Here is a 23,740-nt window from a genome sequence, read left to right on the forward strand (position 1 = left end):
CTCTAAATAGTGGCGCTTCCGGCCTTGGAGAACTATAATATAGGTAATGGATTCAGTGAGATGAGGTGTAGTGCATGTTTACGGATAAACGACTGACGGAGGCCTACGAAAAAGCCAGGGTCGAATACATCGACGAAACATCAAATTATGTTTTTTTGAGTGACTGTCACAGAGGCGATGGGAGCCTTTCTGATGAATTCGCACGGAACAAAAACATGTTTTTGCATGCGATGGAATACTACTATAAGAATGAGTTCATATACGTTGAAAACGGGGACGGCGATGAATTGTGGGAGCATCACGAATTCAAGCACATCAAAAATGCCCATCCGGAGGTATTCACTGTCCTGAAACGTTTCTATGACGAGAAGCGCTTGATCATGATTTACGGTAACCACAATATCTATCTTAAAAACCAATGGTATGTAAAGCAAAATTATTACCGCAACTACGATGAGTATACCGAGTTTTTCTATGATTTCCTCCCTGGGATCCGGCCAATCGAAGCGTTGGTATTGAAGGACCGGACGACGAAACAGGAAATATTCGTCGTCCACGGCATGCAGGGCGATCTGCCGAACGATCAACTCTGGTACCCGACGATGCTTTCCCTGAAGTACTTTTGGCGCTTCCTGCACGCATTCGGCGTCAAGAGCCCTACAAGTCCCGTTAAAAATATGAACAAACGGCATAAAATCGAAAAAAACTATGTGAAGTGGATCCAGAAGCATGAAAAAATGCTGATTTGCGGCCATACGCACCGCTTTAAATATCCGAAGACCAAAGATTTGCCTTATTTCAATTCGGGCTGCTGCATTTATCCGACAAGTATCACCGCCATCGAGATCACTGGTGGACAGATCCAATTGGTCAGATGGAAAACGCGCGTGAATGAGGACGGCCTGCTCCAGATCAAACGGGAAGTCATGCGTGGACCGGATCCGATCGGAAAATTCGATATCCGGGCGAGTGTAAAAAATGAAACAGCAACTGAATAATATTGCCCAACCGACTCTTCTTGCCTTACTGAAGAGTCTTTTTTTTTAAAACAATAAACTGCAAAAGTTAATGGAAATGTGTTCGCTCTTTGCCGGAATTTGGTTTGCACTCCTAATGGTTGACTGATAGAATGTAGGAATGCGTTCATTGGATGAAGCCGTTCTTTATCCAGATGGAACGACTTTTCAATTCTTAACAGTGGGGGAAGAAATGGCAAAAAGAAAAATATCAGGCAAGCACAAACTGGTGCGGCTGCTGTTGCTGTTTACCTGGTTTCTCATCCTTACCTGGATCGAGATTCATGAGGGAGTCGATCCGACTTCAAACCAGGATGGCACAAGCAACACTTCAGTTATCCTTTCGGCGGATGATGCGCCTCAATATACGGGTCCGGACTTTCTTGAAATTAACGGTGGTAGGAGCACCTTTGATCCTTCAGAATTACACTTTGAAGGTTCAGGTTGGATCAGATACGGTGATTTGGATGAGCTGAACCGTGTCACCACAATGGACGCCCTGATTACGCCGGAAATGTACCAGACGGGAACCGATGCAGACAGCAGCATCCTGCCGACTGGCTGGTCGAAAAGCAATCAGAATGAATCGAATCCCAAACAGCTGAACCGCGGCCATCTGTTGGCGGATGTGCTCGGAGGAAGCGGTGAGGACTGGCGCAATCTGGTGACGTTGTACCGCAACGCGAACTATCCGGCTATGTATTTCGCCTCGGAATTCATTGTCAGTGAAGCGATCCAATCGGGCACTACGGTCCGTTATCGGGTAACGCCCCTCTTCAAAGACGATGAATTGATCTGCGAAGGGCTGCACATCATGGCTAAGAGTGTCACTGATGATTCGGTCGACCTGAACATCTATGTCTTCAACGAGCCCAAAGACGCTGTCGATTAGGAATGCGGTATAGAGCTTCAATCATTTTAAAACAGGCATCCATCAAAAAGACGGATGCCTGTTTATTTTTTGCTGTAAATCGGATTTTGACGCGCCATCATCCGCTGCTTCCATTCATAAAGCATGATGCCGGTCAGTCCGCCTGCTGTATCGATCAATACATCGGAAAAGACCGGACCTCTTCCCGGAATGAAGGATTGATGAAATTCGTCCGATGAGGCATACAGAAATACGAACAGAAACGCATAGAAAGCTGATTTTCCCGATGATCCTTGTTCTTTCCGATAACGTAAAAACAGGACAGCCAAAATCAAGTATTCGCTGAAATGGCCTGCCTTACGGACCAGGTAACTGAGTGCACCTTGAACGGAACTGCCGGGCCCGATCCCAATAAATTTCAGCAATTCCAACAGGATGCCGCTTGTTTCGGATGAATCCTGACCATTTTGGTGCGACAGGAGAAAAATGACGCACATCCAGAGGCATAAAACTGTAAATTTGGTGTTAAAAGTAAACCGCATGCTCGTTAGTCCCTCCATCCTATTGCATCAGTATAGCGCAGCAATCCATGCCTGAAAAGTGGATAATGATTTTTTGCGAAATAATCACTGGTGTAATAATCAAATCAAAAAGGAAAACATTCCACATCCCAGCAAAATTGTTATACAATAGAGTTGGAGATTGACAGCGCTTACGATTCGGCGTCAGGAGATGACTTTTGCCGGCTCAAATAGCGCAATCCAACAGTAAAGGAGTCCTTTGCATGTCACTTGAAGAAAAATACCGTATTCCGGTCGAGAAGCTGCGCTGGAGCTATCTGCATACCGGCGAACTGAATTTTTGCGAATCATCCAGGGATGTCCCTCCCTTGCAGGGCATCATCGGGCAGGATCGGGCCGTGAAATCGTTGGACTTCGGGTTGGGAATGACTGTGCCTGGCTACAATATTTTCGTTTCCGGCCCGCCTGGAACCGGAAAGAGCACCTACGTCCAGACCGTAGTGTCCAGTTTGGCCGAGAAAGGCAACACGCCCGATGATTGGTGCTATATCTATAATTTTACCGATCGGGACAAACCGATTGCAGTGTCGCTGCCTGCTGGGCAAGGCAAAATATTCCGTAATGACATGACCGAGTTCGTAGAGGACATGCGCAGCCTCATTCCGAAAACGTTCGAGAGCAGTGATTATGATCAACAGAAAGGTACCATCATCCAAGTCGTCCAGGAAAAGGTGGATGCTGTTTTTCGGAGCATCGAACAGGAAGCCCTCAATGCGGGATTCGTCGTCAGGCAAGCACCTGGACGCGTGGCCTTGATTCCGATCAAGGATGGCAAGCAGCTTTCCCCAGAAGAATACAAAGCTCTTTCGGCTGATGAACGCAAAATCATTGATGAGAATACCTACAAGCTTGAAAAGAGGCTCGATGAAATCATCCGCGGTTCCCGCGCGCTCGAAAAAGAGGCCGATAAACAGCTCAAGGAATTGGACAGGCAGATAACCCGGTTTGCGACGGAACCTCCCATCGCCAGATTAAAAGAAAAATACGCATATTCGGAAAAAATCCAGGATTACCTCGACAAAGTGCAAACGGATATCACCGAAAACAACATCATTTTTCGTTTGGCCGATGCACCGCAAGCGCAAAATCCTTTTCAACTGCCGGAAAACGACGGTGATCCCTTCATAAAATACAAAGTCAACCTCTTTGTGAACAATGAAAACAGCAAAGGCGCCCCAGCGATCATCGAGCCTTTTACGAATTATTACAATATCTTCGGGAAAATCGAATACAAAAACCAATTCATGTACACGACGACAGACTTCACGATGGTTAAGGCCGGTGCCATCCATCAGGCCAACGGCGGGTATCTGGTGCTGCAGGCGAAAGATGTCCTGTTCGATCCGTTCATGTGGGATGCCCTGAAAAAGGTGTTGAAACATCAACAAGCCCTGATCGAGAACATCGGCGAGCAGTACCGCTACGTGCCGACCGTAACGCTGAAACCAGAGACCATTCCATTGAACGTCAAAATCATTTTGATCGGTAGTCCGATATTCTACAAAGTGCTGACCTATGATGAAGATTTCAGGAAACTCTTCAAAGTAAAAGTCGATTTCGATATCAGTATGGACCGCAATGGAGAGAATATCAGAAAATATGTCTCATTTATCAGCTCAATTTGCGAGGAAACCGGAATACTCCATTTTGACCGCAGCGGCTTAGGCAAAATCATTGAGTACGGATCACGCCTTGCGGGCAACCAGACCAAATTATCCACTCAATTCAACGAAATTACGGAGATTGTCCATGAATCCAGCGCCATCGCCAAATACGAGGGGGCAACGATGGTTTCGGATATTCACGTGAAAAGAGCTCTTGCTGACAGGAAATACAGGGCAAATATGATCGAGGAAAAATTCCAGGAAATGTTATTGAGGGACAAGATCATGATCGATACTCAGGATACGGTCATCGGTCAAGTGAACGGCCTCTCGGTCATCCAGACCGAAGAATACGCTTTTGGCCACCCGACGCGGATCACAGCCCGTACCTATATCGGTTCTAACGGAGTAACAAACATTGAGCGCGAAACCAAAATGAGCGGCAGCAGCCATTCAAAAGGAGTACTGACGTTGGCTGGCTTTCTCGGCGGGCAGTTTGCCCAGGAAAAACCGCTGGCAATGAGCGCCCAATTGACTTTTGAACAGAATTACGGAGGCGTCGACGGAGACAGTGCCTCCAGTGCTGAACTGTATGCGCTCCTGTCCAGCCTTGCTGATGCGCCGCTGAAGCAGAATCTTGCTGTCACGGGTTCCATCAATCAGAAGGGTGAAATCCAACCGATCGGCGGCGCCACCGAAAAAATCGAAAGCTTTTTCGATCTTTGTGAGGCGAAAGGTTTGACCGGAGAGCAAGGGGTCATCATTCCGAATCAAAACGTGGACGATCTGATGCTGAAGGAGGAAATCATCGAGGCAGTGAATGCTGCCAAATTCCATATCTATTCCGTCAAAACAGTCGCGGAAGGGATCGAACTGTTGACCGGAATGGATTGCGGGAAACGCGAATCGGACGGAAATTTCACGGAAGGAAGCGTTTTCCAGAAAGTCCATCTGAAACTGGAAAAATACAACAAGAGCATTGAAGCCGCTCAGGCTGCAAGTGGCCGGTACGGCAACAGCAGCAGCGACGAGTACGACTTAGAATGATGTAACCTTGCCGTAATGTACTCGTGTATTTAGCTGAAAGGAAGAGTTGAGCAGGGAGCCGATCGGTTTCAGCTCGGCTCTTTTGATGTGTCCGGCAGCCAATTTTTCAATAAAAGGCAGGAATTTGATGAAATATATTGAAGATACAAAATATATTGATATACTAGAAGTATAAAGATGATTTTCGAATCGCCGGCCTCAAATTTTTGCGTAAAAATGTAAGCCTTTACAATATCGAATGGATTGATGGGGTAAGTCATGAAAAAATTACGTAAAGTCAAATCTCAATGGTGTGCCATTATGGTTTGCGGTCTGTCTGCAGCCATGCTGACTGCGGCACCGGCACCCTCAGTTTTTGCGGAAACTACCGACACGAATGCAAGCAGTTCCAGCGGGAGTGCGTCTTCCCAAACTGAAACACCGGATATAATTGAGCAATCATCCATCCTCAACGAGTATACAGACAAAGCTGCTGATGTTCCGCCAGAAGAGCAGGTGACTGGAACACCGGACCTTACAGAGGTTGCGCCATCGGATAACACTTCGGAGGCACCTGAAGAAGTGGTGCCTGCAAGCAACGAGGACATTCCTCCGGTGACCGGATCGATACCAGATGTTACCGAAGCCGACCCTCAACCAAGCGCTGATACTCCGCTTGAGTCTGCACCCGCAGTGGGAATTACTGCAGCGGCTGTTACGTCACTCCCTGAAGTGATGGAAAGTCCTTCTGACGTTGCCGTTTCCTACACAGCTGTCATTGCAAAAGGGGACTTTACGCTCGACAGTCTTCCTTGGGGCTACTCAGGCTATGCATTCCGCTACATGACGAACGATTTTGTAGGTCAAAAAATCGAGGTGATCAGAGAATCGCAGAACGGTCTTTACGCATTGGCAGTGCTGAACGGAGAAAAGTTGGGTTGGATCGACAAGCGTGCCTTATCCGATATTGTCATCATCCCTAAGGTACAGGACCTTGATTCAGCGATTGCCGTTGATTACACTGCACGTATCAGCGGGACAGATTTTTCGATTGATAGTCTTCCTTGGGGATACACTGGCTACATGTATATGGGAACGAGCACAGCTTATTTGGATCAGAAAATACAGGCTGAAAAAGAAACCGCAAATGGGCAGTACGTGTTGATTTCCCTCAATGGCGAAAACTTGGGTTGGATCGACAAGCGCGCTCTGTCGGACATCTACAGTCCGCCTAAAGTGCTGGATATTGCCTCAGCGCTGACGGTGGACTATGTTGCCCGAATCGGTGCAGCCGGCTTTTCCATCGACAGTTTACCGTGGGGCTATGCCGGATATGCTCAAATGACAACAAGTTCGGCTTACTTGAATCAAAGCGTACAGGCAGTCAAGGAGACCGCCAACGGCCTCTATGCTCTGATCGCACAGAACGGCAACAGCTTGGGATGGATCGATAAACGGGCACTGACGGATATCTACATCCAGCCCAAAATACAGGAGCTGTCAACGGGGATACCAGTGGATTATAAAGCAACTATAGCAGTAGCCGGCTTTTCCATCGACAGCTTGCCTTGGGGATATTCCGGGTACGGGCAAATCGACACGACCAGCAACCATACCGGAGAGCGAATCCAGGCAATCCAAGAGTCGCCGAACGGATTGTATGTTTTGATTTCTTCCAACGGGACCCGATTGGGATGGGTCGATAAGCGAGCGCTCACAGATATCGCGCTTCCGGCAAAAGTCCAGGATGTAGCTTCCGCAGTCGTTGTCGCCTACACGGCAGCCATCACTTCGCCGGGCTATTCGATTGACAGTCTGCCATGGGGTTACGCTGGCTATCAGCAGATGGCAGCTTCGACGGATTATCTGGGACAACGATTTGAGGCGGTGAAGGAGACAGCAAACGGGTTGTACGTGCTGCTTTCGCTGAACGGCAAAAAAATTGGTTGGATCGATAAGAAAGCTTTGGGGGATTTCAGTTACAGATCCCAGGCACAAAATATTTCCGGTGGAACCGTCGTGAACTACTCACCAACAATCGCGAAAGCCGGTTTTTCAGTCGACACTTTGCCTTGGGGTTATCCTGGCTACCAATGGCGGACAAGCACGGACAGCTACGTCGGTCAGCAAGTCGATGCTGTAAAGGAATCAGCCGATGGTCATTACGTTCTGATTTCCCTGAACGGCAGCTATATCGGTTGGGTGGACAAAGCAGCACTTTCGGGATTGCCGACCTATGCAAAAGGGCCGGACTGGACAGTGATCAACGGATATTTCCGCAGCATTTCCGGAGTCAATTATTACATCGGCAACAGCTACATCATCGTCAGCTTGAGCCAACAAAGCGTATGGGCCTATAAAGGCGAGACGATGCTCGTTTCCGCTCCGGTCATCACCGGCAAACCATCGGCGAATAACGCCACGCCGCGAGGCTTGTTCTATATCCAGCCGTTTAAACAATCGCCATCCGTCCTGATCGGCGAGGACTATGCTTCGCCCGTCAGCTTCTGGATACCGTTTGTGGGCAACTCGGTCGGTTTGCACGACTCGCCTTGGCAGACGCATGGCTATGGCGGTGATATCTACCTCTACTACGGTTCGCATGGTTGCGTCAATACGCCATATGAAGCGGTCCGGACACTTTATTACAGTTATCCGGTCGGGACACCGGTCGTAGTCTACTAGCATCGAAAAGCAGGGACGGGCCATTCAGCCGTCTCTGCTTTTTGTGACACTTCGTCGGTAAAACGTTATACTGATAAAAACAAACAGGAGGGTGATGGGGATGGAGATAGCCTTGCTTCAGATGATGGTCACAGCGGATAAGGGAGCGAACCTAAAACGGGCAGAGGCATTGGTCAAGAAAGCGGCAAAGGGTGGAGCGGATATGGCGGTGCTCCCGGAAATGTTCAATTGTCCTTATGATAATGCCTATTTCAGAGAATACGCTGAGCCGAAAGGCGGGGAAACCTACAGAAGGCTCTCGGAGATGGCGAAAGAAAATGCCATCTATGTTGTCGGCGGATCGATTCCCCAGATCAAGGAAAATAAAATATACAATACAAGCTATACGTTCAATCGGCAAGGTAACGAGATCCACGACTACAGCAAAACGCATTTATTCGATATCCAGGTCGACGGCGGGCAAGCTTTTAGAGAATCCGATACGCTGACGCCAGGGGACGGAATGGGCGTGTTCCAGACCGAATTCGGCCTCTTCGGCTTGGGCATCTGCTTTGACGTCCGATTCCAAATCGACTGGGAGCTGCTCCAAAAACAAGGAGCGCTTGTCTGCATTGTGCCCGGCGCATTCAACATGACGACTGGCCCGGCACATTGGGAATTGCTGTTCCGGGCGCGCGCAGTCGATAACCAGCTCTTCATGGTGGGGGTCAGTCCTGCCCGCGATCTCGATTTCAGTTACCATGCCTACGGCCATTCGCTTGTGGCGGATCCCTGGGGAAGCGTTCTGGCCCAACTTGGTTTTGAGGAAGAAATGACGATCGTAACAGTGGATCTCGATCGTGTCGCCTCAGTCAGAAGGCAAATTCCTATCCTCACTCCGCCAGGTACGGAGTGAAATGATTTCTGCGACTATACAAAATGAAATAGCTGATTAAAGCATAAAGAACCTTTAAGCTTTCGGAAATTCGGGAATAAACGTCTTTCTTTGTGTACCGGAGCACTTACTTTTTTGCTATAATAAAATCACACGAATGCACCAGCTCGTCATTTTCTGCGACTTTTGGTCGAAAAACATCAGAAAAATGACCCGCTGTATGTGAACTATACGATTTGAGAGAAGGAATCCTTTATGTCCAACGAGAAAATGTATATGACTGTCGACGGCAATACTGCCGCAGCCTATACATCTTACGCCTTTACCGAAATTTCAGGGATTTATCCCATTACACCCTCTTCACCGATGGCAGATGCTGTCGACCATTGGGCGCAGGAGGGCCGCAAGAACATCTTTGGCCAAACCGTGAAAGTGACCCAAATGCAATCCGAGGCCGGAGCAGCTGGAACTGTTCACGGAGCGCTGCAAGCGGGGGCTTTGGCGTGTTCCTATACATCATCGCAAGGATTGTTGCTGATGATACCCGACCTATACAAAATGGCCGGGCAACTGTTGCCCTCCGTCATCCACGTTGCCGCACGTGCGGTGGGGGGCCATGCGCTTTCCATCTTCGGCGACCATTCGGACGTGATGGCCTGCAGACAGACGGGCTATGCTATGCTGGCATCCTCCAGTGTACAGGAAGCGACGGACTTGGCAGCTGTCGCCCATTTGGCGGCGATCAAAGGGCGCGTGCCGTTCCTGCATTTCTTCGACGGCTTCCGGACTTCGCATGAAATCCAAAAAATCGAGGTCCAATCGTATGACGACCTAGCGGAAATGTTGGATCAGGATGCTTTGAAAGCGTTCCGTGACCGAAGCCTTAGCCCGAACCATCCGACATTGCGTGGAACGGCTCAGAATCCCGACGTCTTTTTTCAGACCAAGGAAGCGGCAAACAGATATTACGATGCTGTTCCGGAAATTGTCGAAGGTTATATGGAAAAAATGAACCAGTTGACCGGCCGGGACTACCGCCTGTTCAATTATTACGGTGCAGTGGATGCCGAGCGGGTCATCATCTGCATGGGCTCCGTGTATGAAACAGCCTGCGAGACAGCTGATTACCTGAATCGCTTAGGGGAAAAAGTGGGTGTCCTTAATGTGCATCTTTACCGACCATTCAGCGTTGGGCACTTTTTGAAGGCTTTACCGGACACCGTTAAACGGATTGCTGTTCTCGACCGCACGAAAGAAGCCGGCTCCATCGGCGAACCGCTTTTTCTGGATGTCGTGGCTGCCTTCAACAATCGCCTTGACCGTCCGATGATCATCGGCGGCCGTTATGGCTTGGGTTCGAAGGACACAACACCGGAGCAGTTGTTCGCAGTTTATAAAAACCTGAAGAAAGAGGAACCGAAACATCCCTTCACGATCGGCATCAATGATGACGTCACTCACCTGTCGCTTGTGATCGATGAACAGATCGATGTCCGTCAGGAAGGCACATTTGAAGCGCAGTTCTGGGGATTCGGTTCCGACGGGACTGTTGGGGCCAACAAAAATTCGATCAAAATCATCGGAGATCATACCGATATGCACGTACAGGCTTATTTTTCCTACGATTCGAAAAAATCGGGCGGGGTCACCATTTCCGATTTGCGCTTCGGCAAAGAGCCAATCCATGAGCCGTATCTGATCGAAAAGGCTGATTTCGTGGCTTGCCACAACCATGCCTATGTAAAAAAATACGACATGCTGAAGAACCTGAAGCCAGGCGGCGCTTTCCTGTTGAATACCAATTGGCGCGCCGAGGATCTCGAAATGCGTTTGCCTGCCAAGATGAAACGGTACATCGCAAAAAACAAGATTGACTTCTATACGATCGACGCCATCAACCTCGCCAAGGAAATCGGGCTGGGGGGACGGATCAACACGATCTGTCAAGCGGCCTTCTTCAAAATCCTGCCTGTCATACCTGCTGAAGAGGCGATGCAGTACATGAAGGAAGCGGCCCGCAAATCATACGGGCATAAAGGCGAAGCGATCATTTCCATGAACGAGAAAGCGATCGATGTCGGCATGGAAGCTGTCCAAAAAATCAGCATCCCGGATAGCTGGAAGGATGCGCAGGATGAGCCGGAGGTATTGAATGACCACCCGGATTTTGTCCGCAACATCGCCAGCATGATGGAGCGGATGGAAGGCAACCAATTGCCTGTCAGCGCCTTTTTGGACCGGGCTGACGGGACTTTCCCGCAGGGGACGACGCAATACGAGAAACGCGAAATCGCCGTCCAGATTCCGATCTGGAACCCCGAGGAATGCATCCAGTGCAATCAATGCTCTTTCGTTTGTCCTCACGCCGCCATCCGACCGTTCCTGGCCACCGAAGACGAGGCAGCCAATGCCCCTGAAGGCGTGGAATTCCTGGACGGGATGCGGCCATACAAAGACTACAAATACCGGATCCAAGTGTCGTCTGCCGATTGCACGGGCTGCGGCATCTGCGTCCTGACCTGTCCCGCCCGCAAAAAAGCGATCGAAATGAAAAACCGCGAGGATCATCTGGAGGAAAACAATAACTGGGATTACATGATCCGCCTGCCGCACAAGGAAAATCCTGTCGGCATCAGCACGGTGAAAGGCAGCCAGTTTGAACAACCGTTGTTCGAATTTTCAGGTGCCTGCGCCGGCTGCGGCGAAACGCCATACATCAAACTGGTCACGCAAGTGGTGGGCGATCGCATGCAGATAGCGAATGCGACAGGCTGCTCATCCATCTACGGCGGATCGGCTCCTTCCACGCCGTATACGACAAATGAAGCCGGCTGCGGGCCATCATGGGCAAATTCGCTGCTTGAGGATAATGCGGAATTCGGCCTGGGGATGCACCATGCGACGAAACAACTGCGCCAACGGACACTGGAATTGACAGGGGAGCTCTTGAGCCTGCAGATCGATGATTCGCTCAGAACGGCCGCTACAGCCTGGATTGAGGGATTCAACGACAAAAACAGCGCCCGCAAATTAGCCGAAGCGTACATCAAGGCTTTGGAAACTGCGGACACAACGGATCAGGAGATCCAACAATCGGTAAACAATCTGCTTGGCTATAAGGACTATCTGATGAAACGCTCCACTTGGATGATCGGCGGCGACGGCTGGGCCTATGATATCGGCTTCGGCGGAATCGACCATGTTCTCGCGAGCGGGGAAGATGTGAACATCCTCGTGCTGGATACGGAAGTCTATTCCAACACAGGCGGACAGGTCTCGAAATCATCCAACCTGGGTGCCATCGCCGAGTTCGCTTCCGGCGGCAAATCCGTCCGCAAAAAAGACCTGGGCATGATGATGATGAATTACGGGTACGTCTATGTCGCGCAGATTGCTATGGGCGCGAATCCGCGGCATACGCTGAAAGTCATCTCCGAGGCGGAAGCCTACGATGGTCCTTCCATCGTCATCGCCTACTCGCCATGCATCAGCCACGGCATCACGTGCGGGTTGACCGTATCGCAGGAACACGAAAAAGATGCTGTGGATGTCGGGTATTGGCATCTTTACCGCTTCCACCCGGAAAACAAACTGAAAGGGAAAAACCCATTCAAATTGGATTCCAAAGAACCGCAGTTTGAACGTTTCCAGGATTTCCTGATGGAGGAAGTCCGCTACTCTTCATTGTATAACCTGTATGATGCTGCGCATGTGCAGGCGATCTTCGACGAAAGCCTCCTGGCAGCAAAAGACCGTTATCAGTCCTATGAACGCTTGAATTCCTATACTGACTAGCATCAACCCGGACCAGTCTTCCCTTAATTGTGGCGACTGGTTCTTTTTGCGTTTAGGCAATCCTCCAAAGGTACGACTGCGTCCGTAATGTTTTGAGAAAAGCGACCGGGAAGGCTATAATGGAGGAAAGAAAGCGCTTTTTAGTGAAAGGGTTTATTAAGGAAGCGAGGAAACGTCATGACGGCAGAAGTAGGGATATTGAATGCGAACGGATTGGTCCTGGCGGCTGATTCAGCTCTTACGATGGGGAACAGCGAACAAATGAAAATTTTCAATTCCGGCAATAAGATTTTTTCTCTCGGACCGACCCACTCGATCGGCATCATGATGTTCGGGAATGTTCAATTTATGGGGATTCCTTGGGAAATTATCGTAAAAGGCTTCCATCAGAAAATAGGTGCCCGCCCCTTGGATTCGGTCTGGAATTACTGCACGGAATTCTTCAATTATCTTGAGAGTGTGGATGAAATCTACTCCTCGATCTATACCGAAGTGCTCATCATCGGGTATGCGGAGAATGTCAGCTATATTTTGGAGAATACGACTTATGTACCATCCCCTGGGGCATTCACTTTGGCGGATTACCAAAAAGCTGTCGAAGAAAAGATTCCGGCGTTGCTGAAAGAAAGCGAAAAAATGAAAAGTATCACCAAAAAAGCGCCGATAAAAGTTTTCTCCGACCGATATGGGGAGAAAATGGATGAGGTCTTCAAGGAGCTCTTCGATACCGTATTCCTGGGCTTGAACCTCTACGATAAATTCAAGGCGGATCTTTACAAAATCGTGAGGAATTACGTATATAGCGACAGCTACTATCCCGACACGTACTCCGGCTTGGTTATCGGCGGATTCGGCTACGATGAACTATTCCCCAGCATCTATCAATACGACATATCCGGCGTCGTCGATAAAGTGATCAAGAAACGGCTTGTTGTCAGGCAAATCGTGATGAATGACTTCGCCGAAGACAGATGTTCCTCGGCCATTGTCCCGTTTGCGCAACAGGATATGGTCCATACTGTCATAAACGGCATAGCGCCGGATTTGGAGGCCGACCTCGGGGGACTGCTCCGGGCCACACTTGAAAAACTCATTTCGGAACTGACGGAGAAAAAGCTGTTGAAGGAAAGCGACGCCCCGGAAATCAACAAACTGAAGGCGATGCTGGTCGAATCGGGTCTGGATGCCTTCGACAATATGAAACAGGAACGGCATTTGACCCCCGTATTGATGACGATCGATTCGATGCCTAAGGAGGAACTTGCTCTGATTGCGGAAACGTTGGTCAACATCACTTCCTTCAAAGGGAAAATTTCCTTTTCCATGGAAACGGTCGGCGGACCGATTGATGTGCTCCTGATCACGAAAGGCGACGGCCCGGTCTGGGTAAAGCGGAAAAACTACTTCAATCCCGACATCAATCGCCTGCGATGATAGGACAGAAAATTTTCCGAAATTCCCGGAATTGGTGTAAAATGAATGAAATGAGCTTTATGGAAGGTGTTATTATGTACCTGAATATTCAAGAAACGGCCGATTATCTGGAAGTGCCGATCAGCGAAATCCAGCGTTTGATCCGCGAGCGCCAAATCCGCACAATTTGCGTGGATGATGACATACTGCTGAACCGCGATCAGTTCAATTTTTTCATTGAACAAAGGGAAAAGTACAAACACGAACTGGAGGCCTATATGAACACGCCTCTGCCGGAAGATCCCGATATCAAGGACGAGGATTAAAAAAAGCAGCGAACCCTCATCAATAAGAGAGTTCGCTGCTTTTTTCGTTTGGGAAGGTAATGATTTGCGCTGTTTAGCTGTTTTGTTTGCGTCTGTATTCAGACCGCGAGAGGCCGTTTGCATCCACGTTTTCTACAGGAACTGGCTGTTCCGCTGAGAAGACAGGTTTCGTTTGTTTGGCCGACTTTACAGCAGCGCGCTTCTTGGCTTTGAAATTTCCGGATTTTAATAGGTCCAGCGCCAGAAAAACTGCGGCTGCGATGAAGAGACCGAACGAAAGGGTGCCCATCCAACCGGAAACACCCAATAGGTCATCCAGCGTTGTCCGGAGATGGATGTATCTAAACAATCCCCCAAAACCTGCGCACAGAATCGCCCGTTTGCTGTTGCCGCTGGTCACTTTTAAGCGTTTGTTGCCCTCCATAAGCATGCTGAAGACGGCAATCGCATAACTGACGAGTGCGGCGTACAGAAGCAGGCCGTTCTGCCCGGTGGTGTTCGCTAAAAAGTCGCCGGCCAGCGTTTGTGTATCCAGAAAAAGGAAAACTGTGCCGAACAGCGCGCCGATCACACCGTTTCTAAAATGAGTTCCTTGCTTCTTCAGGAGTTTGTTCAAGTTGGCTGAAAAGGACAGGGCCGCCAGAGCGTAACAGCCAATGGCCAAATAGAGTGTCAAATCAGAAATGCCTGTTCTGGCAGCTATGAGTTGATCGCTGGCTGTTTGGTTGTGCAGATAGAGGAAACCGGTCCCCAGGATCAAGCCGGATACGCCGCTGCGGAATCGGGCATTCGCTTCGCGTTTCTGCTTGCTTTTTCCAACCAGGACCTTGAGAGTGGCTAGGCCTAAAAATGCGAGCGAAAGGTAAAAACCAAGGTCCGGAATGCCGCTGATGCTGCCGATAGCAGTAGCCTGCTGTAGGTATCCGAATAGTACGCCGAGAAATACTGATGTGAATGGAAATCTGGCTGCCTTGCCGTTGCGTTTTTTCATGATATGGATAAACGTCAGGACAAGAAGAAAAGCGATGATGATCGGGTAGGTCATACAAATCCCCCTTGCATATGTCAATTTGCTCAGAACAACCGTTGCTAAGAAACTGCTTTTGTTGTTCAGGAGCATTCAATCGACATCATAACACAGATTTATGATGGATTTGTTTCGGAATGACGATTCTTTTGTTAAGAAAGTATGACCGGGAAAATTTATTGTTTGAGATAGAGCGCGTATAAAATAACAATTGACACAGAAACAGCAGACCACTTTTTACGGGTGGCCTGCTGTAATTTTTTGAACGTTCAATAATTGGGCGGCGAATCTTCCGTTTCATCAGGCAATGCATCATCCCAGCTTGCATCGATCGCATATTCTGACCCAAAGTCTTCATATTCCGTGTCGAAAATATCCGAGTCGCCCAACTGGGATAATGCGAAGTTGATCAAACGGATCAACTCTTGTGTGTCCGTCAGTTTCAATTTATCCCGATTCTGTAGAATCGTGGTGCGGTCTTCCATTTCGTCGGGACTGGCATTTTCCGCGGCTACACAAATCGGATAGCTACAATCTTCTCGCGGCACAACCATCTCCGTGAGGTGGATATCCACTTCAATGACGGCATCCGTGAAATAGATGTAGGTCGCCGCATCATCGATATCGGTGAAAAATTTCTGCAGCGTTTGGTCTTCATTTTCCGCGCTGTCGTCTTCATCGTAATAGTCGTAGTCATTTTCTTCGATTTCATCCACATCTTCACGTTCCTCATCGGAATATTCCCTGAGGTCGCTCTCGTCCGTATAATCTTCCAAGGTGTCCAACGGTGTCTCCTCAATGATGATGGGAAGTAGGTCTGTGCCCCCGGAGCGCGTGATTTCAAAACGGTGTTCGAAAAACCCGCTCCAACTGAATGCTGCTTGGATGATGCTGTTGAAGTCGTAGAAAGTCTCATCGCTGTTCACCTGGATATCCCGCCAAATTGGCACGCCGATGTCGCGGACAGCAATCCTGAATTCATAAATCATCTTGACCACCCCTGTTCTCTGCTTTACTTAAGTATAACCCTTTCTCAACGGTGCGAGCAAAGAATAACGCACAGATTGTGAATCGAAAGTCCAAAGGTCGAGCAATCAATATTCCATCATTAGAAATCTATGGTACACTGATATTGTCGTTTGAATCAGCTTTGATTTCATCAAATTACTAAATCATCATTAATTTTTCTTTCAGAAACGGAGAGGATCAGTTGGGGAATTTTTCCATTGCGGTGAATGCAGTTATGCCTTTATTGTTGTACATGTTGATCGGACAAGGATTATTGCGGGCCAAGCTGTTGGACGGCATGACTTATCAAAAATTGAATAATGCCATTTTTCGGTTCTTTTTGCCGATCAACCTCCTTATGAACGTTTACGAAGCGGATGTCAGAAGCACCTTCAGAGTGGATGTGCTCTTTTTCGCTGTCGGACTTACTTTAAGTTTCTTCTTGCTTTTTGCTTTATTCATTCCGCGGATCGAAAAGGACAATGCCAAACGCGGGGTGATGCTGCAAGGGACATTCCGTTCCAATTTTGTCCTGTTCGGGTTGCCGATTGCTACTTCGTTGTTGTCGGAAAGCCAGTTGGGGATGACATCGATACTGATTGCGGTCATCGTTCCTTTGAATAATGTTCTGTCCGTCGTGGCGCTTTCCATCTATTCGGATCATAAAATCCAACCCGGTCGCATCCTCTTGGATATCCTTAAGAATCCGATGTTCATCGGTACGATGGTAGGGATCCTGATCAGCCTTTCCGGATTGAAATTCCCTCTGTTCCTCGACGATACGCTGAGCGGCATCAAAGGGCTGGTCACACCGTTAGCGCTGATTGTCATGGGCGGTACTTTCCGCTTTGATGCCTTGAATAATGCGCGGCTCCAACTGGCGATGACTGTATTCTTCAAATTGGTTTTGATCCCGATAATCGGTCTGACGCTGGCTGTCCTCTACGGATTGACCAGAGAAAATTTGGTGCCGATGATGACGATGCTGGGCGGTCCAACAGCCGTATCCAGCTACACGATGGCGCAACAGATGGGCGGGGACCCGGATTTGGCGAGTCAAATCGTCGTTTTCACTACCATCTTTTCGATGTTCAGCTTGGTTGTGTTCATAACGGTCCTGAAATCATTATTTTTGATTTGAATACAATGTAAGGAAACGAGAGCCTGCCGCTGAAGCAAATTCTTGTTTCCTTTTTTATCCATTCGCGTTCGCCTAAGCTCCTGTGAAAGCTTATAATGGATGTAGAAGGAACACAACCATCACATATGACGGGGGACGATAAAGATGATCATCATCGGGATTACCGGAGGCTCGGGAGCCGGCAAAACAACCGTTGCAAAGACAATCGCGAAAAGACTGGGCAAGGGCAATGTCGTCTATGTGTCGCAGGATTGGTACTACAAGGATCAAACGCATCTGAGCGCAATTGAGCGCGAAAACCTGAATCTCGATCACCCGAATGCTTTCGATAACGAATTGTTGATAGCTGATTTGGCAAAACTCCGTTCCGGACAAGACATCGAGGCGCCAATCTACGATTTCGGTCTGCAAGCGCGTTCGAAAAAGACGACCCCGATCGAGTCGAAGCCGGTCGTCATCCTGGAAGGGATCCTGATTTTGGCCATACCCAAGTTGGTATCCATGATAGACATCAAAATATTTGTCGATGCCGAACCGGACATTCGCCTGATCAGAAGAATCGAAAGGGATATCCGCGAACGGAACAGCACGTATGAGAGTACGATTGCCCGCTATCTGACGACCGTCAAACCGATGCATGATGCCTTCATCGAGCCCTCCAAAATCCAGGCCGATATCATCGTGCCGCGCGGAGGCCAGAACGACATCGCCACTGATATGCTCGGGGACTTGGTTGAACACTACAGCCATCACCATGTCTAAAGAGCGGTACGTTCCCAATAGATAAATCCCAAAAAAACATTTCATGAAAAAAGCATTAGAAATAGACAAGAAAACGGAAATGGTATATAGTGTTCCTATGCAGTAATACTACTGACAAAAAGCAGAACACGCATTGAAATGGGAGGATTTATTCAGTGGATAACACAGAATTGTTGACGCGATTTAATCTGACCAGGCATGAAGCGACGATCTACCTGACCTTGCTTTCGGACGGGGACCTGAATGGTTATGAAGTATCAAAAATAACCGGTATTTCGCGCTCGAACGCCTATGCATCATTGGCTTCGTTGGTTGAAAAAGGAGCGGCCTTCATCATCGAAGGGGAGACGACCCGCTACACTCCAGTACCTGTGGAGGAATTCTGCGGGAACAAAATCCGATCCCTTCAGGAATCTAAGCAGGAATTGATAAAGAATATCCCCCAAAGAAGAGAAGATGCGGAGGGGTACATAACCATCACAGGCGAACACCGCATAATGGACAAAATGCGCAATATGATTTCAGAATCGAAGTCACGCGTCTACTTGTCCGTTTCCGGGAATATCCTGCCGGAACTTTTGACAGAAATGCAGGCAGCACATCAGCGCGGCATAAAAATGGTTGTCATAACCGATACGCCATTCCCGCAGGATGGGATGACTGTCCATGTTTTGGAGAAGCCGAAGAAACAAGTACGGATCATCGTGGATTCCACGACCGTTCTGACTGGTGATATCGACGAGGGCGAGTTTTCCACTTGCCTGTACTCCGGGAAGAAAAATGTAGTTGATTTATTGAAAGAATCGTTGCAGAACGAAATCAAAGTAGTCGAAATGATGAGAGGATTTGAAGCGAAATGACAAAAAAAGTATTTGTTGAAAAAGAACAATTGGAAGAAATCGTACAACAGTATCCGACGCCCTTCCATTTATATGATGAAAAAGGTATCCGTGAGAATGCGCGCAAATTGAATGCGGCTTTCTCCTGGAACAAAGGCTTCAAAGAATACTTCGCTGTGAAGGCAACACCGACACCGGCCATTCTGCAGATTCTGAAGGAAGAAGGCTGCGGCGTCGATTGTTCGACTTATACAGAGCTGATGATGTCCGATGCACTCGGCTTCAAAGGCGATGAAATCATGTTCTCTTCGAACGTGACGCCTAAGGAAGACTTCCAATTTGCCCGCAAACTGAATGCGACCATCAATTTGGATGACATTACCCACATCGATTTCCTGGAAGAAGCAGCCGGATTGCCGGAAACGGTCAGCTGCCGATTCAATCCAGGCGGTGAGTTCACGATCAATAATGAAATCATGGACAAACCCGAAGACGCAAAATACGGCTTCACTCGTCCGCAATTGACGGAAGGCTTCAAAAAGTTGATGGCAAAAGGCGTGAAACACTTTGGCCTGCATTCTTTCCTAGCCAGCAATAACGTAGCGGATGAGTACTATCCGATCCTTGCAGGCATCCTGTTCCAGACTGCCGTTGAACTGAAGGAAGAAACAGGCGCGGATATCACTTTCATCAACCTTTCAGGCGGAATCGGAATCCCTTACCTACCGGAACAAAAAGCTGCGGATGTAGCTAAAATCGGCGAAGGTGTCCGCAAGGCGTTCGAAGAGATCTTAGTACCAGCCGGCCTTGGCGATGTTGCGATCTATACGGAGCTGGGCAGATTCATGCTTGGGCCATACGGTTGTTTGGTGGCGACGGCCATCCACGAAAAGCACATCTACAAAGATTACATCGGTCTGGATGCCAGCGCAGTCAATTTGTTGCGTCCGGCGATGTACGGTGCTTATCACCACATCACCGTGATGGGCAAAGAAAATCAGCCAGCAGACCACTTGTATGATGTGACCGGAGGATTGTGCGAAAATAACGACAAATTCGCCATCAACCGCATGTTGCCTAAAATCGACATCGGCGACTTGGTCGTGATCCATGACACAGGAGCGCACGGCTTCTCAATGGGTTACAATTACAACGGAAAATTGCGTTCGGCCGAAATCCTGTTGAAGGAAGACGGTGGCACGGAAATGATCCGTCGCGCGGAAACACCAGCGGATTACTTTGCAACGTTCGACTTTACGGGTCTTTTCAAAGACGTGAAATAAACGGAATCAAATAAGAGGGCCAACGAGCACATAAACTGTTCGGTGGCCCGTCTTTTTTTGCTTCGCTTCAATAAATTGATCTGACTGCATGATATAATGTTCCCTGGATGAACAAACGAGGGGTGAAATACATGTTCCGAAAAGAAACGATCAAGGAAAGCGTATCGGCGCTTCAGTTGAAGCCGGGAGACTATTGCGTCATCACCGGAACGGCACTGGTTATGCATGGCATAAAAGAGGAAACAAAAGATATCGACATCAGCTGCACAAAGGAAGCGTTCCATACTTTAGCGGCTCAAGGATACCCAATCAAACAAGGCGACTTTGCCCGCAAAGTGATCTACAGCGATGATGTGGAAATTTTCGAGGATTGGCATAGAGGGGATATCACGATGATCGAGGAGGTTCCGGTCGCGAGCCTGGAATCAGTCATCGTTATGAAGAAACAGCTGGGCAGAGAAAAAGATTGGATCGACATTGCCAAAATTGAAGCGCATCTGGCCGAACAATAACACCAGCAAAAAAAGCTGAAGAATGCCATTATAGAGGCGTTTCTTCAGCTTTTTGTATTATCTGATTTAAACCAACAGTAGTTGCAGCCAAGAGGGGGCGAAATACGCTACGCCCATGGCAATGAGAAAGAATACTTTCCAGATGATGGTAGGGATATATGTTTTTGTCGCCAAGGCTGTTCCGTCCCAATGGCTGTCATTTTTCAAAAGCAAAACAATGAAAAATTGATGGGCCAAACCAAGCATATACCAGACGACGAAACCGATTGTGATGACGTCAACGGATTGATAAATCCGCAACAGGAAGCTGTAGTTGTTACGGTAAACCAGAACAGAACTTCCAATCACAATCAGGATAATCAGGTTCTGCCAAAAACTCTTTTCCTTCGCCAACAAATTGGTTAGCAAATAGATGCCCAAAAAAAGCGGAATAATCCACAACAGCAGTCCCTGTAAATAGAGATAGGACATTAGAACAAAGAACAATGCCTGCGAAATATAACCGCCCAACAGGCTAAAGAACATCCCCAATCCACTGCGGTATCCAATTTCGGCCAAACCGAGGATGCCGCCGCTTTTGACGATTGAGGGAAGGACATTGAATTTTATCGACTGAATGCTTCCACCCCATAAGCGCGCCGTCAAAGCATGGCCGCATTCATGGATGATGACGTTGGGGAGGTCCAGATAAATTCCGAACGTATACGCAAGTATGCCGCGGCTAGAAAAGGTGAAATAGGCCACCGCACAAAAGAGAGCAATCAACACGGGAAGGTCCATCATACGAGTATCCTCCTTTCTATAAATGCATCAATACTCATACAAGAGGATAACATGCAAATTGTATTTTTTTGTGAAGATAACAGGGAATTATCATGATTGATTCCAATTGAATCCCTAAACAGCAAGAAGCCTTCCTTTCGATAAAATCAGAAAGGGAGGCTTCTTTTACATGCAACTAATGGTTCTTCAATTATTCCGTTTCAGTTGTTGTGCTGTCATTCCCGCCGAAAAGGTTCGAGAAGAATTGGACGATGGATTCCCATATGCCCATGCTGTCTTCCTTCAGTTGTTCCTGATCGACATTGCTCCAGGCCGTTTTTGCCTGTTCGAACAATTCTCCTCCGGTTGCCTGCAGTTCCTCACCGAAAGCGGCAATCTGTTCTTTCTGCGCCGCAGTAAGATTGATGTCGCCGAAATTGATCATCAGGTTCTGGATGTTCGTGATGTTGTCTTGGGAAAGGATGTCGTCGAGATTGTAGTTCTTCAGCACATCCTCAACTATTTGACGGATGTCGTCAGCGCTGATGTTACCGTTGTTCGCATCCTTGGCTTCTTGGATGTCCTGTTTCATTTCCACGATTGCAGCGTTCATCAATTCATCCGAATAGCCGCTGTCGGCTTGGTTTTCCTCGGTTACTGCAGAAGTGACAGCCAATTCTTCCTGGGCGACTTCCACAGCTGCTGCGTCCAGTGTGTTTCCTGAATCAGCAAAAGCTTTGTAGACACCGGCCAATGCGCCGGATCCGTCAACCGTTACAGCGGACGCTACCTTGATGTCCACATCCACTGCGCCCGCTGTGATGGCGGCATTCTTGTATTGCGCCTCCGTGATTGCGGTGATGGTTTCAGGAGTCAGGATTTCCACCGAAACAGCACCATCGCTGTCGGCAGGCGTGATGTACGTGCTCGAATAGACTTGGCTATAAGGATAATCATCCTGCAGCAAGCCGTTCAGTTCATTGACGGCCACGACCAGCTCGTTCGTCCCCTCGGCTACTCCCAGTGTTTTTCTGGTTTCCTCCAGTTGGGCGGCATTCAGACTTTCGCCGTAAGTGAAAATCGGTTCGATTGCAACTTTATCGGCGAATGCTGCCGGAGCGGTAATTCCCAATAAGGTCAACGAAGCCAGACCTACTGTCATAAATTTTTTCAGTTTCATGGTTTAACCTTCTTTCTTTCGTAGCATGCTTGCATTGTATCAAAGATAACCTACGAAATGTATTATGATTTCTTTAATTAATTATGAAGCTTCCGTGACGCAAAGTCAAAGTATTCCCATAGATGAGCCTGTCGTGCCTTTTCGCGCACCGTTGGCCGCAGTCATGCCCGAAATCGTCTCAAAAGTCGTTTCTGCAGCCAATCAAAAGATGGGATTGAGATACCAAATGGGGGAACACATGTATAATTGTGTTCCTCATAAAACATTGATTTATCAATGCCAAAATGGTATGCTTTTTTAAGCGAAAACAACAGAAATCATCCCATTATCAGAGGGCAAAAATAGAGGAAACAAGAGGTCATTTCAGTGAATACCACCCATGCAATCAAAGACATCCGCCAAATCCAAACATTGATGGACGTTTATCCGCCTCATTCGAAAAATCGCCTGCTGCTTGAGTATGCCATCCGTACCGGGTTGCGCATCAGCGACATCCTGAACGTGAAGGTAGGGCAAGTACTGGGGAAAGAGTCGTATCAGATCGTCGAGATGAAAACGGGCAAGAAGAAGGAACTGGCCATCCATGACCGCCTGAAGCAATCCATTTCGGATTATGTGGAAAGGGAGGGGCTGGCTGCTGCTGATTATTTGTTCTATTCCAACGCCGACAAGAACAGCCACATCAAGCGCACGCAGGCACACCGCATCATCGCGCATGCCGGGGATATGATCGGCATCACCTTGAGCGCCCATTCGCTGCGGAAGAGCTTCGGCTATCATTCCTACAAGCAGGGCGTCGACATTTCCTTGCTCCAGACAATCTTTCAGCATTCATCGCAGGCGGTCACGCTCCGCTATATCGACATCACCCAGGAGAACATCAACAACGTTTACAAACGGGTCGATTTCGGATTTTAACGCCAATAAAAAATAACGCGTTTTGAGAGAGTTTCGTGATGGTGGGTACACATTTCCGGTTGAAATCGCCTCAAAATGCGTTTCAGAAAAATCAGCAAAAAGTGCACCTTGCCATCC

The 23,740-nt window shown here is 48.3% G+C and carries 20 protein-coding genes; 15 read left to right on the top strand and 5 right to left on the bottom strand.

Annotation, left to right across the window (positions count from 1 at the left end):
- Positions 1–74 precede the first annotated feature (74 nt).
- Both PH235_RS00820 and PH235_RS00825 read left to right on the top strand, forming a co-directional pair.
- Positions 75–998 (top strand): metallophosphoesterase, encoded by a 924-nt coding sequence (locus tag PH235_RS00820; RefSeq protein WP_272160585.1) that lies wholly within the window; start codon positions 75–77, stop codon positions 996–998.
- A 211-nt stretch (positions 999–1,209) separates the two neighbouring features.
- Positions 1,210–1,908 carry a DNA/RNA non-specific endonuclease gene (locus tag PH235_RS00825; protein ID WP_272160586.1) on the top strand — a complete coding sequence of 233 codons (699 nt, stop codon included), beginning with the start codon at positions 1,210–1,212 and terminating at the stop codon, positions 1,906–1,908.
- Positions 1,909–1,970: 62 nt separating this feature from the next.
- On the opposite strand, the gene PH235_RS00830 is transcribed toward PH235_RS00825, so the two are convergent.
- Positions 1,971–2,429, bottom strand: a complete 459-nt coding sequence (locus tag PH235_RS00830) for a VanZ family protein (protein WP_272160587.1) — start codon at positions 2,427–2,429, stop codon at positions 1,971–1,973.
- 242 nt (positions 2,430–2,671) lie between these two features.
- Here PH235_RS00830 and PH235_RS00835 point away from each other — a divergent pair, with 242 nt between their 5' ends.
- From PH235_RS00835 to PH235_RS00860, 6 genes are all read left to right on the top strand, one after another.
- Entirely contained in the window at positions 2,672–5,119 is a 2,448-nt protein-coding gene (locus PH235_RS00835; protein ID WP_272160588.1) for an ATP-binding protein, read from the top strand.
- Positions 5,120–5,377: 258 nt separating this feature from the next.
- Positions 5,378–7,783 carry a L,D-transpeptidase family protein gene (locus tag PH235_RS00840; protein WP_272160590.1) on the top strand — a complete coding sequence of 802 codons (2,406 nt, stop codon included), beginning with the start codon at positions 5,378–5,380 and terminating at the stop codon, positions 7,781–7,783.
- 100 nt (positions 7,784–7,883) lie between these two features.
- On the top strand, positions 7,884–8,678 hold the full coding sequence (locus tag PH235_RS00845) for a carbon-nitrogen hydrolase family protein (RefSeq protein ID WP_272160592.1): 795 nt from the start codon (positions 7,884–7,886) through the stop codon (positions 8,676–8,678).
- A 234-nt stretch (positions 8,679–8,912) separates the two neighbouring features.
- A complete protein-coding gene (nifJ, locus tag PH235_RS00850; protein ID WP_272160594.1) occupies positions 8,913–12,452 on the top strand; it encodes a pyruvate:ferredoxin (flavodoxin) oxidoreductase in 3,540 nt (1,179 codons plus the stop codon).
- Between the two features lie 177 nt (positions 12,453–12,629).
- Positions 12,630–13,886 (top strand): hypothetical protein, encoded by a 1,257-nt coding sequence (locus tag PH235_RS00855; RefSeq protein WP_272160596.1) that lies wholly within the window; start codon positions 12,630–12,632, stop codon positions 13,884–13,886.
- 74 nt (positions 13,887–13,960) lie between these two features.
- Positions 13,961–14,191, top strand: a complete 231-nt coding sequence (locus PH235_RS00860; RefSeq protein WP_272160598.1) for a hypothetical protein — start codon at positions 13,961–13,963, stop codon at positions 14,189–14,191.
- Between the two features lie 73 nt (positions 14,192–14,264).
- Here the strand turns inward: PH235_RS00860 and PH235_RS00865 are convergent, their stop codons facing one another.
- Positions 14,265–15,236 (bottom strand): hypothetical protein, encoded by a 972-nt coding sequence (locus PH235_RS00865; protein ID WP_272160599.1) that lies wholly within the window; start codon positions 15,234–15,236, stop codon positions 14,265–14,267.
- Between the two features lie 251 nt (positions 15,237–15,487).
- The gene (locus tag PH235_RS00870) at positions 15,488–16,207 is read right to left on the bottom strand and encodes an IS1096 element passenger TnpR family protein (protein ID WP_272160600.1); all 720 of its coding nucleotides are present in this window, start codon (positions 16,205–16,207) and stop codon (positions 15,488–15,490) included.
- 221 nt (positions 16,208–16,428) lie between these two features.
- Here PH235_RS00870 and PH235_RS00875 point away from each other — a divergent pair, with 221 nt between their 5' ends.
- The 5 genes from PH235_RS00875 to PH235_RS00895 all read left to right on the top strand — a co-directional run bounded on the left by PH235_RS00875 (position 16,429) and on the right by PH235_RS00895 (position 20,763).
- A complete protein-coding gene (locus PH235_RS00875) occupies positions 16,429–17,367 on the top strand; it encodes an AEC family transporter (RefSeq protein WP_272160601.1) in 939 nt (312 codons plus the stop codon).
- Positions 17,368–17,511: 144 nt separating this feature from the next.
- Positions 17,512–18,129, top strand: coding sequence for a uridine kinase (gene udk / locus PH235_RS00880; protein ID WP_086627909.1), 618 nt, complete (start codon positions 17,512–17,514; stop codon positions 18,127–18,129).
- A gap of 155 nt (positions 18,130–18,284) precedes the next feature.
- Positions 18,285–18,989 (top strand): TrmB family transcriptional regulator, encoded by a 705-nt coding sequence (locus tag PH235_RS00885; protein ID WP_106449515.1) that lies wholly within the window; start codon positions 18,285–18,287, stop codon positions 18,987–18,989.
- Positions 18,986–20,251 carry a diaminopimelate decarboxylase family protein gene (locus tag PH235_RS00890; protein WP_272160602.1) on the top strand — a complete coding sequence of 422 codons (1,266 nt, stop codon included), beginning with the start codon at positions 18,986–18,988 and terminating at the stop codon, positions 20,249–20,251. The genes PH235_RS00885 and PH235_RS00890 overlap by 4 nt, the downstream gene beginning before the upstream one ends.
- 131 nt (positions 20,252–20,382) lie before the next feature.
- On the top strand, positions 20,383–20,763 hold the full coding sequence (locus PH235_RS00895) for a hypothetical protein (protein WP_272160603.1): 381 nt from the start codon (positions 20,383–20,385) through the stop codon (positions 20,761–20,763).
- Positions 20,764–20,829: 66 nt separating this feature from the next.
- On the opposite strand, the gene PH235_RS00900 is transcribed toward PH235_RS00895, so the two are convergent.
- Together PH235_RS00900 and PH235_RS00905 are read right to left on the bottom strand one after the other, a co-directional pair.
- Positions 20,830–21,546: a M50 family metallopeptidase gene (locus PH235_RS00900; protein ID WP_272160604.1), complete on the bottom strand. Its 717-nt coding sequence runs from the start codon at positions 21,544–21,546 to the stop codon at positions 20,830–20,832.
- A 190-nt stretch (positions 21,547–21,736) separates the two neighbouring features.
- A complete protein-coding gene (locus PH235_RS00905) occupies positions 21,737–22,705 on the bottom strand; it encodes a DUF1002 domain-containing protein (RefSeq protein ID WP_272160605.1) in 969 nt (322 codons plus the stop codon).
- Between the two features lie 64 nt (positions 22,706–22,769).
- On the opposite strand from PH235_RS00905, the gene PH235_RS00910 reads away from it, so the two are divergent.
- The gene (locus PH235_RS00910; RefSeq protein ID WP_272160606.1) at positions 22,770–23,006 is read left to right on the top strand and encodes a hypothetical protein; all 237 of its coding nucleotides are present in this window, start codon (positions 22,770–22,772) and stop codon (positions 23,004–23,006) included.
- Positions 23,007–23,071: 65 nt separating this feature from the next.
- Complete coding sequence (locus PH235_RS00915) at positions 23,072–23,623, top strand: tyrosine-type recombinase/integrase (protein ID WP_272160607.1); 552 nt, start codon at positions 23,072–23,074, stop codon at positions 23,621–23,623.
- Positions 23,624–23,740 lie beyond the last annotated feature (117 nt).

Source organism: Trichococcus sp. K1Tr (assembly GCF_028309625.1).
GTDB lineage: Bacteria > Bacillota > Bacilli > Lactobacillales > Aerococcaceae > Trichococcus.

Bases quoted from the DNA above. Each gene is read 5' to 3' on its own strand.
- PH235_RS00820 (WP_272160585.1), top strand. From the start codon at position 75: ATGTTTACGGATAAACGACTGACGGAGGCCTACGAAAAAGCCAGGGTC.
- PH235_RS00825 (WP_272160586.1), top strand. From the start codon at position 1,210: ATGGCAAAAAGAAAAATATCAGGCAAGCACAAACTGGTGCGGCTGCTG.
- PH235_RS00830 (WP_272160587.1), bottom strand. From the start codon at position 2,429: ATGCGGTTTACTTTTAACACCAAATTTACAGTTTTATGCCTCTGGATG.
- PH235_RS00835 (WP_272160588.1), top strand. From the start codon at position 2,672: ATGTCACTTGAAGAAAAATACCGTATTCCGGTCGAGAAGCTGCGCTGG.
- PH235_RS00840 (WP_272160590.1), top strand. From the start codon at position 5,378: ATGAAAAAATTACGTAAAGTCAAATCTCAATGGTGTGCCATTATGGTT.
- PH235_RS00845 (WP_272160592.1), top strand. From the start codon at position 7,884: ATGGAGATAGCCTTGCTTCAGATGATGGTCACAGCGGATAAGGGAGCG.
- nifJ (WP_272160594.1), top strand. From the start codon at position 8,913: ATGTCCAACGAGAAAATGTATATGACTGTCGACGGCAATACTGCCGCA.
- PH235_RS00855 (WP_272160596.1), top strand. From the start codon at position 12,630: ATGACGGCAGAAGTAGGGATATTGAATGCGAACGGATTGGTCCTGGCG.
- PH235_RS00860 (WP_272160598.1), top strand. From the start codon at position 13,961: ATGTACCTGAATATTCAAGAAACGGCCGATTATCTGGAAGTGCCGATC.
- PH235_RS00865 (WP_272160599.1), bottom strand. From the start codon at position 15,236: ATGACCTACCCGATCATCATCGCTTTTCTTCTTGTCCTGACGTTTATC.
- PH235_RS00870 (WP_272160600.1), bottom strand. From the start codon at position 16,207: ATGATTTATGAATTCAGGATTGCTGTCCGCGACATCGGCGTGCCAATT.
- udk (WP_086627909.1), top strand. From the start codon at position 17,512: ATGATCATCATCGGGATTACCGGAGGCTCGGGAGCCGGCAAAACAACC.
- PH235_RS00890 (WP_272160602.1), top strand. From the start codon at position 18,986: ATGACAAAAAAAGTATTTGTTGAAAAAGAACAATTGGAAGAAATCGTA.
- PH235_RS00895 (WP_272160603.1), top strand. From the start codon at position 20,383: ATGTTCCGAAAAGAAACGATCAAGGAAAGCGTATCGGCGCTTCAGTTG.
- PH235_RS00900 (WP_272160604.1), bottom strand. From the start codon at position 21,546: ATGATGGACCTTCCCGTGTTGATTGCTCTCTTTTGTGCGGTGGCCTAT.
- PH235_RS00905 (WP_272160605.1), bottom strand. From the start codon at position 22,705: ATGAAACTGAAAAAATTTATGACAGTAGGTCTGGCTTCGTTGACCTTA.
- PH235_RS00910 (WP_272160606.1), top strand. From the start codon at position 22,770: ATGATTTCTTTAATTAATTATGAAGCTTCCGTGACGCAAAGTCAAAGT.